Genomic DNA, 14,840 nt, shown 5'->3' on the forward strand with positions numbered 1-14,840 from the left:
AATTAAAATCTGAAGGGTTGATAAGAAGCGGGAGATTGCCAAGGTAGAGAAGGACATTGCCCAGGCTGAGGAGATTATAAAGCAGGAGACCCCCTACGCCGAGAAGGTGAAGACACTGAGCGACCGTCTGAACCAGCTGAACCGTGAGATTGCGGAAACGCTGGTGGAGGACGGGAAGCAGGCGCAGGAAGTGAGACGGGAAAACGGGCGATACCCGATATCGTGCTACACCTATCGTATCGGCAAAAATACCTGCTTTATTTTTTGCAGGAAGCGCTCTGCCATCGGTGAAAATGTCGGGTACTTCTTCCAAACGAGGTACAGCTTTGTTGTCAGCTTCGGAGAGAGCGGGCGAAAGCATAGCCCGCTTCTTTTCGATGTATCCACCAGACGGTCAAAGGACAGCAAATAGCCCAATCCCTCCCGGACAAATACCGAACCATTATATGCCAGCTTGAAGGAACCCTCCAAGGAGAGCTCTTCCTGCCGCCCGCCGCACCACCTGGCAACCTCGCCATTCCATGCTTGGGCAGAGCAAAAAAGCGGCAAGCCGAGAAGATCATCGAAACAGATAAACGATTTTTCGCTGAGGGAATCCCCCTCGGGCATGATAAGCCCCCATACATCTTCAGCCGGAAAGGCAAGTGCGTTGTACTTGCGAAGATTCGGCTCCTCGGCAAGGACGGCAAAATCCAGTAGCCCTTTGTCGAGCCTGTCTGCCACTTGCTCCGTGTCACCGCTGGCAATATGTGTGCGAAGGCCGGGATATGCTTCCTTCAACAATTTTATCTCCCTTGCCAAATAACGTATCTGATAAGACTCGGCAAGCCCCAGGTAAATATCCCCGCCGGTGACGTCGGAAATGGTCAGGAATTCGCTCTCTATCCGGTCTGCCATATCCACAAGATCTGCTGCCCGATCCCGCAGCAGCATCCCCTCCTCCGTCAGGCGGATGCTGAAGCTGCTACGGGTAAAAAGTTTTTTCCCCAGTTCCGACTCCAATGCTTTCAGCTCTTTGGAAAGCGTCGGCTGGCTGATATGCAATGTTTCGGCGGCGCGGGGCTTTTTAACCATCGCCTTTGACCCCTCCTATACGGGAGAAAGCGGCGGCTCTCCCCGCTATATGACATCCCCGGATATCAACACGGAGGATTTCAGCGCAGCCGTGGACTTCCTTTCTGTGCAGCCGAATGTTGACCCGGAGAAAATCGGCATCATCGGAATTTGCGGCTGGGGCGGCCTGGGGCTTAACGCTGCCGCGATGGACACCAGAATCAAGGCATCCGCTATCATGACCATGTATGACATGAGCAAGGTTACAGCCAACGGCTATTTTGATTATGAAAAGGATGCCGCCACCATCAAGCGCGAACGCATGGAGAATCGCAGGAAACTGAATGCCCAGCGCACGGCAGACTATAAGAGCGGAACTTATGCCCATGAAGGCGGCGTTCCCGACAATTTGCCGGATGATGCCCCAGATTTCGTCAAGCAGTATTATGATTACTACAAAACCAAGCGGGGCTACCATCCCCGTTCTCTCAACTCCAACAACGGCCGCAATCTGACCTCTCAGCTTACTTTTATGAATATGCCCCAGCTCACCTACGTAGACGAAATCGAGACTCCCGTCCTTCTCGTTCATGGCGAAAAGGCGCACAGCCGCTATTTCTCCGAATATGCTTTTGAAAAAATGACGGGCACAAATCCTCATGGGCAAAGCATGACAGTAGGCAATAAGGAACTTATGATTGTTCCCGGAGCCATTCATTGCGACCTCTACGACGGCGGGACGCATGGGTATATCCCCTTTGACAAGCTGGAGAGCTTCTTCAAAGCCTCTTTTCATGAGGTGAGACCGTGAGGATACTTGTGCTGAACGGCAGTCCCAGGCCGAATGGAAACACGGCAAAGATGACGGGCGTATTCAAGGAAGCGGCAGAGCAAGCCGGTCATATAGTCGATGTCATAAATGTATGCCGCCTGAACATAAAAGGCTGCATTGCGTGTGAATATTGCCACGGCAAAGGCAACGGGCAGTGCGCACAAAAGGACGATATGCAGGAAATTTACGATAAACTGCGTGAAACGAATATGCTTGTGTTGGCTTCGCCAATCTATTATCACGGAATCTCGGGACAGTTGAAATGCGTGATTGACAGATTTTACTCCTCCCTTTATCCTGTTGCGCCAAATAGTCTGCAAAAGATAGCGATGTTTCTAAGCTCTGGGGATGACAACATGTATGAGGGGGCAAAATTCTCCTATAACGGAGATTTCCTTGGTTATCTCGGCTTGGAGGATATGGGAATCTTCACGAACCATGACCGTGATGTATTCTCTGCAATCCGGCAAATGGGTAGGAACTTATGATGAAACAAGTTTGATATACGGAATCGATATCAACGATTTTGTTTCTTAAGCAGCCTGAGAGTATTCTTTGGAATGCCCTCGGGCTGTTTCCTTTCCTCCTCGAGCATCGATTACGCATATAGCATCACACTTTACCACATATTTATCCTGACTGGCGAATCCAGCAATATCAAGGCTTCGCGGCAAAACCGAGCCTTCCCTATGCGGCTCGGCAGGAAAAATTAAATTGTATCATTTTCTGCGTGAATATATCAATATAAATACAATCTACTTTTCCGTGATATAAATAATCCAACAACTGCAAAGCGTGATAATTATCGTAAGGAACTGGAACGAAATAAATTATGCAGATTGCGTAGGATAAATTTTTGCTGTCAAGGCGGAGGAGCGAGGCGTAGCGGGCTACGCCGAACGACGACAACGCAGACAGCAGAAATTTAGACAAGCAAGATGTTTGATTTATTTCGTGATAGTTCCTAAGCGTCAAACAACAGAGCGTAGGCAATTATCGTGTAAATCAGGGGGCTGTTGCACGTAATCCAAACGTGCAGCAGCCTCATTTTTTATGCAAAAAGATAATCCCGGGACATTCAAGCCCCGGGATTAGGTGTAGAATTTAGGTATGCAAAAACCAAATTCACAGAAAGAGTATACGTCTTTAGGAGAGAATTATCAACTGTTTCTCCCCTTAAATCTTGAATTTCAGGTTAGCAAAGATGACCCCGTCCGCCTGCTTCGCCACTGCATTGGAGGTATGGATATAAAGTCACTGGAGGAGACCTATCAAAGGATAGATCGAAATCTGGCGTCGCCCAGGCAGATGCTGGCCATCCTTGTTTATGCCGGAATGAACCATATTTTCAGCTCACGCAGGATCGAGACTGCCTGCCGAAGGGACATCAACTTCATGTACCTGCTGGAAGGCAAGCCGGCCCCTGACCATGTTACCATCTCAAGATTCCGTTCCAAACATCTGGCCCCCTGCATCAAGGAACTGTTTGCCCAGATGGACTTCCTGCTTGAACAGTTCGGTGTCATTTCCCTTAAAGACATCTTCATTGACGGAACAAAGATTGAGTCTTTCTCCAACAAGTATAAATTTGTCTGGAAGAAGGCTGTCCTTAAAAACAAAGCCAAGCTCATGGCAAAGCTTCCTGCCTTTGTCAGCAAAGCCAGGGAAGCGTTCACGCTTTCTCTGCATTACGGCGATGAAATCCATGTCAGGCACCTCAAAAAGCTCCGCCGCAAGCTCAAGGCATGCCAGAAGGCGCAGGACATCATCTTCGTCAAGGGAACGGGCAAGCGCAAGACTGCCCTGCAGAAAACAATGGAGCAGCTGGACGAGTTCATTGCCCGGCTCAAAAAATACAATACATATCTGCACATTCTAGGCAACCGCAATAGCTTTGCCAAGACAGACACGGATGCCACCTTCATGCGCATGAAGGAAGATGCCATGAAGAACGGCCAGCTTAAGCCCGCCTACAACATCCAGTGCGGTACGGACTCTGAATTCATCACATGGGCATCGGTCGGTCCCCAGCCTACAGATACAACCACACTCATTCCTTTCCTTCAGGATATGGAGAAACATCTGCAGCGCCGCTATCCCAATGTGGTTGCGGATGCAGGATACGAAAGCGAAGAGAACTACCTCTATCTTGAGACCAACGGGCAGCGCGCCTTCATAAAGCCCAGCAATTATGAGAAGAGCAAGACAAGAAAATGGAAAAAGGATATCGGGCGCAGGGAGAATATGACCTATCTGCCAGAAGAAGATGCCTATTTATGCGCCCAGGGCAGGAAGCTTGCAGCTGCAAAGGAATTCGTACGCAGCAGCCGGACAGGATTCAAAAGAAATATAACCCTTTACAGTTCTGCGGATTGCGGCAATTGCCCGCTGAAGAGCCAGTGCATACACGGAAACCATTGCAAGACCCCGCTGGAGGAGAGAACCAAGCACTTTGAAGTATCCAAACAGTTTCTGCGCCAACGTCAGGAAGATTTGGAACGTATAACCTCAAAAGAAGGAGTACAACTGCGCATAAACCGAAGCATACAGGCAGAAGGTGCATTTGCAATGATGAAGGCGGACATGAATTTCCGAAGGTTCCTGAGCCGCGGCACAGCAAATGTCCTTGTTGAGATCATGCTGGTGGCTATGGCTTACAATATTCAAAAGCTGCACTGCAAAATCCAGTCAGACAGAGCAGGCCAGCACCTGTTCCCTGTGAATAACGCAGCCTGAATACAAAATAAGAGCACAAGAAAAAAGGCGATTTTTAGACCGCCTGGTATCTTGTGCTCATTTTTAGTGGATTTTACAACGAATAGGAACTTCTTATACATCAACAAGGAAAAGGGGCTGTGCATAAGTGGAATTACACTCATGCAACAGCCCCCTGATTTTCAGCTGTGTTTCGGCAGGAATTCTTCGTAAAATTCTTTCACGGGCATGGGACGGGCGTAGTAGAAGCCCTGGCCGTTGTCGCAGCCTAGTTTTATCAGGAGCTCCTCCTGCTCTTTGGTCTCGATGCCTTCCACCAGCACGCTCATGGACAGGGCTTTGCCCAGGGCGATGATATGGCGCAGGATGTTCATGGAGCGGGGGGACTTTTCGGCCTCCCAGAGGATGTCGCGGTCTATCTTCATGACGTTCATGGGCAGGTTCTGCAGCATGGAGAGAGAAGAGTAGCCGGTGCAGAAATCGTCCATGGAGAGGGAGTAGCCGATGGCTTGCAGGTCGTCGATGATCTGGGCGGCATCCTCCCGCTGCTCTTTGGTGGTGAAGTCGATGAAGGCCGTTTCCGTGATTTCCAGCTCGATGAGTCCGGGAATCAGCTTCCACCTGTCCATGATATCCCTCATGCGTCCCAGATAACCCTGCTCTGTGATGTGGAGGCCTGACTGGTTCACGGAGACGGGCAGGGCTGGCAGGCCCTTCTTGAGACGGGCTGACTGTATCTCGCAGACCCTTTCCAGCACGTAGTAGTCAAGCTCCACCGCAAAGCCGTTGCGCTCGAACAGGTCCATGAAAGCGCCGGGGGGCAGGAAGCCCAGCTCCGGGCTTTCCCAGCGCACCAGTGCTTCGGCTCCCAGGGTGTTGCGGGTGGCCAGGTCGTATTTGGGCTGGAGCCAGACCTGGAATTCCTGGGCTGCCAGGGCCTTGTGCATAAGGCTTTCCATTTCCTGGCGCTGGTGGTATTGCTCTGCCAGGCGTTCATCGTAGATGAAGAGGTTCTGGTCGGTGGCGATGGCTTCCATTTTGGCAGAGTAGGCGCAGTCCAGCAACCAGGAGGCGCTCACATCATCGTCCGGGGGCACCGGCATCAGTCCCACCCGGTGGGTGAAGATAGTGGGCACCTTGCCTATGGTCATCACGGTGCCGTCCCGGATGAATTTCTCCGCGGCCTGTCTCATGCTCATGCCCTCGGGTTCGCAGCAGAGGAAGTAGAGGCAGGTGCCCTCGCTGTTGATGCCGTCTGCCAGCAGCCAGGGGTTTTCTGTGCGGGAATCTTGTAGGGTGGCCAGCATGCTCTCCATGAGCAGTTTGAGGTCAAAGGTTTCCTTCATGAAGGCCAGCCGGTCAAGGGTCACGGACATGACGAAGAGCTTGCCCTCTTCCCGCAGGCGGCTTTGCTGGCTGATGAGCTCCGGCAGGTGCTGGGTGAGCCAGGCCATATTGTGGAGACCTGTCAAGGGGTCAGTGTAGGCCATGTGATAGAGCTTTTTATGGTAGTGGCGCTTCTGGAAGAAGAAGAGGCCCATGGCCAGCAGGAGCAGCAGGAAGCCAAGGCCGATGAGGGCGATGGTCTTCATGGGGTGGTAGTAGATGAGGGCAAAGAGGGTGCCGGACTCGCCCATGCTGTGGGCGTGCCGGGTGAGGATGCTGGCAATCTGCTGAGTGTGCAGGTGGCTGATTTCCTTGTTCAGGATGGAAAAGAGCCGGGGGTCGGCGTGGCGGGACACACCGATGGAAACAAAATGAGAAAAGACCACACTGCCCGGGGTGTAGAGGTTCAGGTAGCCGCCGGCATAGATGTCATTCTGCACCGTGAGGGTCTTGGTGAAGACTATGTCGGCTTCTCCGTCATGCACCGCCCGCAGGCAGTCCTGCATGGTGGGATAGTAGCGCACCTGGGAGCTGGGGTAGTGGTATTCCGTGTAGGTGCGGTTGTAGAAATGTCCCCGGGCGCAGGCGATGACGGGAGCATCCGGCAGGGGGTGGTCCCGATTCATCACTGCCACATAGTCGATCTTCAGATAGGGCTTGGTGAGCCAGACTTCGTTTTCGGCGGCCCAGTTGTAGTCATCGTAAAGGTCAGCAATAAAGTCAATCTCGCCGGTATTCATGGCATGAAGGCGGGCTTCAGAACTCTGCAGGGGGGCGGAGGTGATGGAAATATCCAGATCCTTGGCGATGATTTCCATGATATCCGCAATGATGCCCAGATGCTCCCCGTCCTTGAAGTAGGTGTAGGGGGGCTGTCCCTCGGAGGTCAGGCTGTGGAGCACCTTCTTTTCTGTCAGGTAGGCCTTTTCCTCTGCTGTCAGCGACAAGGGAATCTCCATGGGGCGGTAACGCTCCAGCAGGTGGAAGCGGTAGTAGGGGGCGAGGCTGTCCACCTCGCCGATAGCTGCCTGCAGCTTATGGCGCAGCTCCTCATTTTCTGCCTGGAAGGCCACATAGCCTATGCTGGGGCCAAGGCTCAGGCTGGCAAGCCCCTGCTCCTCGTGAGCCATGGCCGTTGGCACCAGGTCAAGCTCCCCGGCTGCCAGCTTTTCCAGGTTCTCTTCTTCTGTGCCCGGAGAAAAATCAAGTGAGCAGTTCATGTAGCTGGCAACGGTGGAAAGGTATTCAAAGGCAATGCCCTTGTACAGTCCGTGTTCGTCCTTGAAGAACACTCCTGGCAAAGGCACATACCCCACCCGCAGCACAGGCACGGTCTGCAGCTTCGGCAGGGGGGGAGGGGGTAGGGCTGCCCCCAGGGGATGAGGATAGAGAAAAAGGGCAAGAAAAACAAGCCCCTGCAGGATGCGAAACAGCTTACTCATATTCCTGCCCTCCTAAAAATGAACAGGTCTGCTATGCAATGATAGATGAGTACTTCTTCTAGATATTAAGGGAATTTTCCTGCTTACAAAGGTCTTTTGCTCAGGAAGATGATGTGTTAAGATGTAAATATATGGGAGGGAAAAAACATGAGCAAACTTACCTTAGCAAGAGCCAAAGAAATTCTGCCCAAGCACGTTACCGAAGACCACCTTTTCACCCACGCTGCCGCCGTCAGCGCCGCCATGGGGGCCATGGCTGATTATTTCGGCCAGGATGCGGAGGAGAAGGACCACTGGGAGGCCATCGGCTGGCTTCACGATGTGGACTATGAGAAATATCCGGACGAGCACTGCCATCATGTACGGGAGTTCCTGGCTCCGGAGGGGGTAGAGGAGGAAGATATCTGTGCCATCATTTCCCACGGGCACGGTCTAACAGGCGTGGACCAGGAGCCCCAGTCGGATATGGAAAAGAGCCTCTTCACCGTGGATGAGCTCACAGGTATCGTCCACGCCTACGCCCTCATGCGCCCGGAGCGGCTGACAGGCATGGAGGTGAAGTCTTTGAAGAAGAAATTCAAGGACAAACGCTTCGCAGCAGGCTGCAACCGCGACGTCATCAAGCGGGGCTTCGAGATGCTGGGGCTGGAAGCAGGCGTGGTGATGGAAGCCTGCATCAAGGGCATGCAGGAGCATGCAGAGGAATTGGGGTTAGCCCGCTAAGGATATCCGGGGCAGGAGGACAGCAGCGTTGTCCCTCTGCCCTTTTGTTATTGATAAGAATAAATTGATAAGAATAAATAGAAAATGATTGCAACCAGCCCCATCCTAAGCTATACTACAAGAGAACGAATTTTAAAACTTGTCAATCAATTACTGTCTGACGGTTTACCGTGCGGGGATAAGGAGGCGACTATGAAAGTCAACAATCTGCGTTTTAAGTTCCTGGCTACTTTCATTCCCTTGTTCGTGGGGAGCTTTGCGTTGTTCTTTGCCATCAGCTACTATATGTCCAGCTCGGCCTTGACCCGCAATACTGACATCATTGCCCAGGAGATTGGCAACAGCACCGCCAAGGAGATTGAGAAGTCTTATCAGGAACGGGAGCTGATAGTGGAGGCTCTGGCTGATAATCCCATCATCAAGCATGGCTCCCGTGAGGAAAAGGTGAGGGTGCTGGCTGAAACCCTGGCCAAGCGGCAGAATTTCACCATGCTGGCTTACTCGGATGTGGAAGGCCATGCGGTATCGGACAAGAACAAGGACATGGACCGCACCAGTCGCGGGTATATCAAGCAGGTGCGTGAGACCAAGAAGCCAACTATGACGGGGCCTTCCGTCTCCGGCACCAGCGGCAAGCTCATCACCATCATGGCCTATCCTGTGCTGGAGAACGGGCAGCTCATAGGCATTGTCTACGGCACCATCGAACTTGATGAGATCTCCAAGCTGGTGGGTGAGATCAAGTACATGGAAAATGGCCGTGTCTACATCGCCGACCAGGAGGGGCTTTGCATTGCCTATGCCCAGCAGCCGGAGGATGTGGGCAAGCTGGATTTGTCCAAGGAGGAGTCCAGCAAGAAACTGGATATGGCACTGGTGAACGGCTTCCTGAATGCTGTGCAGCAGGACAAGCAGATTTCCACTGAGTACACCACCTCCAGCGGGGTGATTTCTCAGGCGGTGTTCACTCCGATTCATCTGGCCAATCGCACCTGGATTGCCGTGTCTGTGGCGCCCCTGGCAGAGGTGCGGGCAGATGCCTACAATCTGGTGAAGGTCATGGGATTGGTGGGCCTTTTGATGGTGGTCCTTGTCCTGGCCGCCATCTGGTATATTGGCAAGAAAATGTGTGACCCCATAGTGGCCCTGCAGGAGGAGTGCCAGATCATCAATACCGGTGACCTGCGTTCCCGTCCTCTGGCGGTGGATTCCAATGACGAGCTGGGAGAGCTGGCAAGGGGCTTCAAGACAATGCGCCGCACTATCCGCGAGCTCATCGGCCATATCCAGCAGAATGCCCTGCAGGTTTCGGCTTCAGCAGAGGAGTTGACGGCGGCTTCCCACCATTCGGCTGATGCGGCCTGCAAGGCTGCCGCCCAGATTGCAGAGATAGCCGAGGGCATCAGCGAGCAGTCAGATTCTGCTGCGGCAGCAGACGGCACGGCGGTGGAGATGGCCCAGCGCACCTCAGCAGTGGCAGACAGCGCCAATGCCATTGCCATGGTCACCGAGCAGACGGTGGCCACTGTGCAGTCAGGCCGGGAGGCCATTCACAGGGTGGTGGAGTCCATGGGCACCATCAGCGGCAGCACTGCCACGGTGAAGGCCTCTATCAGGGAACTGTCCCAGAGCTCCGAGGAAATCGGCAGGATTGTGGAGATGATTTCCGGCATTGCGGAGCAGACCAATCTGCTGGCGCTGAATGCGGCCATCGAGGCTGCCAGAGCCGGCGAGGCTGGCCGCGGGTTTGCCGTGGTGGCTGAGGAGGTTCGCAAGCTGGCGGAGGAGTCCGGGAATTCCACCCAGCAGATTGCGGATCTGGTGGCCAAGATTCAGTCGAATATGCACGGTGCCGTGACGGCCAGCGAAGAAAGCGCCGACAGCGTGGAAAGAAGCATGTCTTCTGTCAGGGAGGCAGATGCGATTTTCGAGTCCATCAAGATAACCATTGACGCGTTGGCCGGTGGCATCAGGGACGTGTCCCAGAGCATCCAGTCCGTGTCCGAGGGCAACAACTCCATGCAGCAGGCTGTGCAGGCTATTGCCGAAATCAGCCATACCAATGCCCGCCGGACAGAGGAAGTATCCTCCACCACGGAGGAGCAATCCGCCTCTGCCCAGGAAATCGCCGCCGCCACCCGTGGGCTGGCAGAGGAGGCAGAGCAGCTGGCCAAGGAAGTGGAAAGGTTCAGGGTCTGACAGTTTCATATTGACAGTAAAAGGCTCGGAGCTTGTGCTCCGGGCCTTTTTGGGGTTATAGTAGACTGATGGATTATTGTGATGGCAGCTTTGAGGTGGTATGATATGGAATTCATTTTATTTCTCCTGCTGGGCATGGGCGTAGGTGTCTTTGGCTCCTTGGTGGGCATCGGGGGCGGCCTGATCTGCGTGCCGGTGTTTATCTTCTTTATGTCAAAAGGTGGCATCTACCCTTATTTCTCTACGGCAGCCCAGATCACGGGCACGTCTCTGTTCATCGTGCTGGCCAATGCCATGTCCGGGGCCCTGGCCTATATCCGTCAGAAGCGGGTCTTTTTCCACGCGGCCATTCCCTTTGCCCTGGCCACTCTGCCCGGGGCGTTCCTGGGGTCCTGGCTGGTGGATGGCTTTTCGGTGGAAATGCTGAATCTTTACTACGGGCTGTTCATAGGCTGCATGGCCCTGCTCATGTACTGGAATGCCACCCATGTGAAGCATGAGAACCTGCTGGAAATACCGGAGGGCTTCACTTACAACCGGGGCCTGGGTATCATGGCCAGCATGGGAGTGGGGTTCCTGTCCAGCATCTTCGGGGTGGGGGGCGGCATCATCCACGTGCCCATGATGGTCTATGTGCTGAACTTCCCCGTCCACATTGCCACGGCCACCTCCTGCTTCATTTTGGCAGTTTCGGCCCTGGGAGGTACTGTGACTCACGTGCTGCTGGAGCACGTGGTCTGGCTGCCCGCCATCTGCATCAGCATAGGCGCAGCCATCGGCGCCCAGATAGGTGCGCGCATCTCCCGCAAGACCAGGTCCAGGACCATCCTCCTGCTGCTGGCAGTGGCCATGCTGTGCGTGAGCGTGCGGCTCATCATGTCGGGGAGTATGTGAAAGGTTGAAGCCAGACAACGATACAAGGCGGGTGCCACTTGCGCGTGGCACCCGCCTTAATTATACGCATTTGCCTCTTGCTAGTCTGCTCTGGCTGTTATATCATAGATGTGTATTATCTATTTTTATTTTATTATAATTATAAATAATACATAATTGCGCGGGGCGTGTACGCTTCATGACAGTCGGTTGTAAAGGTGACATGTCCTGTGCGAAAAATTCAGGAGGTATCATTTTATGTTAGGTCTTCTTATTGCCATCCTGGTGGTGGCCTGGGTGGCACGGTTCGTACTGAAAAAGTACCCGGCGCAGCCTGTACTCTTTACCGCCGGCATCGTGATGATGGTGCTGACGCTGGTCTTTGGTCTGGGAGAGATCCTGCCCGCCAAGCAGACCACTGGTTCTCCCTGGCTGGATATCATACAGTCCATAAGCCTGGCCTTCAGCAGCCGGGCTGCCAAGCTGGGCATGATTATCATGCTGATCGGCGGATTTTCCAAGTATATGGACTGCATCGGCGCCAGCACCTCTTTGGTACGCATTGCTGTCAGGCCCCTGCAGAAATTGGGGCATCCCTATCTGGTGCTGGCCCTGACCTCTGTGCTGGGGAACTTTTTGGCCATGTTCATCAGCTCAGCTTCAGGTTTCGGCCTCTTGCTCATGGTCACCATGTATCCTGTGCTGGTAAGGCTGGGAGTCAGCCGGATCGCGGCCTGCGCCGTCATTGCCACCACAGCCGCCCCGGGCTGGGGACCTGCGGGGGCTGACAATATCTTTGCTGCCGAACTCATCGGCATGGAAATCGTGCCCTACTTCATGCAGTATCAGGTGCCCGTGGGCCTGTGCACTGTGGCGGCTCTGGCCATCGCCCACTTCTTCGTCCAGCGCTGGCTGGATGTGAAGCATCCCGACGAAATGGCGGGCAAGGATGTGTCTGCTGCGGTGACTGAGGAGCAGGCCAAAGCCCAGGAAAGCCCCCAGGTGCCTGCCTTCTACGCCCTGCTGCCCACCTTGCCCCTGCTGTTGGTGCTGTTCTTCGGCTTGAATGAAGGCATGGGCATCGAGATGGACATCAGCCTGGCTACTCTCGTCAGCATTTTCATCACCATGCTCATCGAGTTTCTGCGCCATCGGGACGGCCTCAAGGCCTGCCAGGATATTGGCGCTTTCTGGCAGGGCATGGGCATGCAGATGGCTGCGGTGGTCACTTTGGTGGTGGCTGCGGAGACTTTCTCCAAAGGCCTTATTTCCCTTGGTGCTATCGACACCCTGATTGAAGGAGCCCAGAGCGCCGGCCTGGGTGGTATCGGCATGATGTTCGTCTTTGTTTCCATCATCATCGCTGCCACTCTCATCACCGGCAGCGGCAATGCCACCTTCTTTGCCTTCGTGCCCCTGGCCCCGAAAGTGGCAGCCCTCTCCGGCATTGCTCCGGTGCTCCTGGTGCTGCCCATGAACTTCGTGTCCAATCTGGCTCGTTCCCTGTCGCCTATAGCCGCCGTCATGATCGTGGTGGCTGGTGCCGCAGGTCTTTCACCCATGGATCTGGCCAAGCGCACCTTCATTCCCGTGGCTGTGGCAACGGTAGTGAATATCGCAGTGACGCTGATCCTGTTCTTCTGAATATCTGGGTATCATTGATTTTTTAGACTGATTATGGTACAATCTTCTCATAAAGGAGCGGTAGCCAATCCGTTTCTAACCGCTTGAGCTTGAGGTTCATCGCCGTGGATGTAGTCAGCGAGGTTTTTTTAGGTTAGTGTTTAGCCATGTCGCGGATAGGGAGAATTTCTCTCCCGAAGGGAAAAGCACATTGCAAAAGGCAGCGTCTTAGGGCGTTGCCTTTTGTACGTTATGGAGGGGTTATGGACTTATTGTATGAAGCTGCCTTGAAATATAGGGAATTGCTGAATAAAGACTATCATATTACAGCCGGGTACAAAGATGAGGTGTTGGAGCTGTCATTTTTGTTTTTGCCGGAACACTTCTACCATTTGATTGGTTTTCAGAAGTTGCTGGATATGAAACATCTATCAAGGCCGCGGTTTCTGTATACGCGCATCATGTCAAGGAAAATCACTTTCACATCCATTGAGAGGAGCAGTTTCCTTGATGATATGTACGATAGGATGAGGGAATTTCATAGAATCAATAGCCTTATAGAGCACATGAAGTCAGGGGAAATCATAATCGAGTTTTCCAAGAGGAATAGGACAAGAATACAGGCTGATTTCCTTATGTACGATTTAAGGGATGGTAATTACGCCCATCTTTTTCTGCGCAAGGATGATAGGTATGGTTATGTGCCGTGTTCTTTCTTCTGTCGTGAAGATGACAAATACATTCAGAATAACAAAAAGTATAGAATCAGGGATTTCAGTGTGACGGACAGGAAAATGTAGTATACGTCCATTGGGAATTTTGGCAGTAGGGAATAGATTCGATAAGCGGCAGCTTTTCAAAATCGGTGTGAACTTCGATTCTAAGGCTCGGAGTGGCTGGTGGGATAAAAAATGGCGGGTGTCACGCGAAACGTGACACCCGCCATTTTGTGTTTTTAGAGGTTTTCAAACAGCTTTATTTCATTCTTCATGATGCACAGTTCCTTCTCCGGCACATGGCCGTGTACCAGGTACTCGAAGGCCTTGTTTACGGCAGAGAAGCCCTGGCGGTAGGGGTGCTGGTAGATGGTGGCCTTGATAAGGCCTGTCTTCAGCATTTCTACCGTGGTGGGTATGGTGTCGAAGGAGATGACGAGAGGGCGTTTCTCCTCTGGCAGCTGCATGATGGCCCGGCAGGTGCCGTAGACACCGGCAGCCAGGATGCTGATGGCGTTGATTTCGGGATGCTCTGCCAAAAGCTCCTTGGTCTTTTCAAAGGCGCAGATATCGTCATCGTTGTTCTCCAGAGTGGCGGAGAGGTGAAAGCCCGGGACTTTTTCCATGCGGGCCTTGAAGCCCTCCAGCCGCAGCCGGTGGCCCTGCACTTTGCGGCTGCCCAGGATCAGGGCGATGTTGGCTTCCTTTCCCAGCAGGGCTTCCATGAGGGCGCAGGCAGTGATGCCGCCGTTGTAGTAGTCGCTGCCCACATAGCAGTGGCGCCTGGTGCCCTGGATGTCGTTGTTCACCGTCACCACGAAGACACCTGAGTCAATCATCTTGTCCAGCTGGGTGGCTATGGCGGGGTCATCAATGGGATTGATGATAAGGGCCTGCACCTTGCCTGCTATTTCTTTCAGGGTGGCCAGCTGCTTTTCCGTATCGTAGCCCTTCATGGTGTGGTACTCTATCTGCACCCCGTAGATCTTGTACTCGGCGGCGGCTTCCTCCATGCCTTTGAGCACATCGTCGAAGAAGGGATTGTCCTCGGAGGAAAGCACGATGCCGATGACGGGGCGCTTCTTGCGGGCCGACAAGGCCTTGCCAGCAGGATTGGGCTCATAGCCCAGCTCCCTGGCAGTCTTGCGTATTTTCTCCGCCGTCTCCGCATTGACCCGACCACGCCCATTCAAGGCCCTGTCCACCGTCCCCCGAGAGACCCCGCATATTTCAGCAATCTCCTTCATAGTGACCAAATCCGCACACCCCCTAAGCTAT

10 protein-coding genes are annotated in these 14,840 nt (G+C 53.4%); 7 read left to right on the plus strand and 3 right to left on the minus strand.

Features of this window, described 5'->3' with window-relative positions; translation table 11 throughout:
- Nucleotides 1–231 precede the first annotated feature (231 nt).
- Nucleotides 232–1,074 carry a LysR family transcriptional regulator gene (locus P159_RS0107080; protein WP_051650211.1) on the minus strand — a complete coding sequence of 281 codons (843 nt, stop codon included), beginning with the start codon at nt 1,072–1,074 and terminating at the stop codon, nt 232–234.
- On the opposite strand from P159_RS0107080, the gene P159_RS0107085 reads away from it, so the two are divergent.
- The 3 genes from P159_RS0107085 to P159_RS0107095 all read left to right on the plus strand — a co-directional run bounded on the left by P159_RS0107085 (nt 1,016) and on the right by P159_RS0107095 (nt 4,621).
- Nucleotides 1,016–1,864: an alpha/beta hydrolase gene (locus P159_RS0107085; RefSeq protein WP_349254355.1), complete on the plus strand. Its 849-nt coding sequence runs from the start codon at nt 1,016–1,018 to the stop codon at nt 1,862–1,864. The genes P159_RS0107080 and P159_RS0107085 overlap by 59 nt on opposite strands.
- Nucleotides 1,861–2,373, plus strand: coding sequence for a flavodoxin family protein (locus tag P159_RS0107090; protein ID WP_029542756.1), 513 nt, complete (start codon nt 1,861–1,863; stop codon nt 2,371–2,373). The genes P159_RS0107085 and P159_RS0107090 overlap by 4 nt, the downstream gene beginning before the upstream one ends.
- A 622-nt stretch (nt 2,374–2,995) precedes the next feature.
- Nucleotides 2,996–4,621 (plus strand): IS1182 family transposase, encoded by a 1,626-nt coding sequence (locus tag P159_RS0107095; RefSeq protein ID WP_029542724.1) that lies wholly within the window; start codon nt 2,996–2,998, stop codon nt 4,619–4,621.
- A gap of 161 nt (nt 4,622–4,782) precedes the next feature.
- Here P159_RS0107095 and P159_RS0107100 read toward each other — a convergent pair whose 3' ends face one another.
- A complete protein-coding gene (locus P159_RS0107100; protein WP_029542758.1) occupies nt 4,783–7,428 on the minus strand; it encodes an EAL domain-containing protein in 2,646 nt (881 codons plus the stop codon).
- 147 nt (nt 7,429–7,575) lie between these two features.
- On the opposite strand from P159_RS0107100, the gene P159_RS0107105 reads away from it, so the two are divergent.
- The 4 genes from P159_RS0107105 (at nt 7,576) to dcuC (ending at nt 12,867) form a co-directional block, all read left to right on the plus strand.
- Nucleotides 7,576–8,151 (plus strand): hypothetical protein, encoded by a 576-nt coding sequence (locus P159_RS0107105; RefSeq protein ID WP_029542760.1) that lies wholly within the window; start codon nt 7,576–7,578, stop codon nt 8,149–8,151.
- A 192-nt stretch (nt 8,152–8,343) separates the two neighbouring features.
- A complete protein-coding gene (locus P159_RS0107110) occupies nt 8,344–10,350 on the plus strand; it encodes a methyl-accepting chemotaxis protein (RefSeq protein WP_029542762.1) in 2,007 nt (668 codons plus the stop codon).
- A gap of 105 nt (nt 10,351–10,455) precedes the next feature.
- Nucleotides 10,456–11,244, plus strand: coding sequence for a sulfite exporter TauE/SafE family protein (locus P159_RS0107115; protein ID WP_029542764.1), 789 nt, complete (start codon nt 10,456–10,458; stop codon nt 11,242–11,244).
- Between the two features lie 237 nt (nt 11,245–11,481).
- Entirely contained in the window at nt 11,482–12,867 is a 1,386-nt protein-coding gene (gene dcuC / locus P159_RS0107120; RefSeq protein WP_029542766.1) for a C4-dicarboxylate transporter DcuC, read from the plus strand.
- 934 nt (nt 12,868–13,801) lie between these two features.
- Here the strand turns inward: dcuC and P159_RS0107130 are convergent.
- On the minus strand, nt 13,802–14,809 hold the full coding sequence (locus P159_RS0107130) for a LacI family DNA-binding transcriptional regulator (RefSeq protein WP_318253535.1): 1,008 nt from the start codon (nt 14,807–14,809) through the stop codon (nt 13,802–13,804).
- Nucleotides 14,810–14,840 lie beyond the last annotated feature (31 nt).

The organism is Selenomonas sp. AB3002 (genome assembly GCF_000702545.1).
Taxonomy (GTDB): Bacteria; Bacillota; Negativicutes; order Selenomonadales; family Selenomonadaceae; genus Selenomonas_B; species Selenomonas_B ruminantium_A.

Coding starts and splice junctions, on each gene's coding strand:
- P159_RS0107100 (WP_029542758.1), bottom strand. CDS start 7,428: ATGAGTAAGCTGTTTCGCATCCTGCAGGGGCTTGTTTTTCTTGCCCTT.
- P159_RS0107110 (WP_029542762.1), top strand. CDS start 8,344: ATGAAAGTCAACAATCTGCGTTTTAAGTTCCTGGCTACTTTCATTCCC.
- P159_RS0107115 (WP_029542764.1), top strand. CDS start 10,456: ATGGAATTCATTTTATTTCTCCTGCTGGGCATGGGCGTAGGTGTCTTT.
- P159_RS0107095 (WP_029542724.1), top strand. CDS start 2,996: ATGCAAAAACCAAATTCACAGAAAGAGTATACGTCTTTAGGAGAGAAT.
- P159_RS0107080 (WP_051650211.1), bottom strand. CDS start 1,074: ATGGTTAAAAAGCCCCGCGCCGCCGAAACATTGCATATCAGCCAGCCG.
- P159_RS0107105 (WP_029542760.1), top strand. CDS start 7,576: ATGAGCAAACTTACCTTAGCAAGAGCCAAAGAAATTCTGCCCAAGCAC.
- P159_RS0107130 (WP_318253535.1), bottom strand. CDS start 14,809: ATGAAGGAGATTGCTGAAATATGCGGGGTCTCTCGGGGGACGGTGGAC.
- dcuC (WP_029542766.1), top strand. CDS start 11,482: ATGTTAGGTCTTCTTATTGCCATCCTGGTGGTGGCCTGGGTGGCACGG.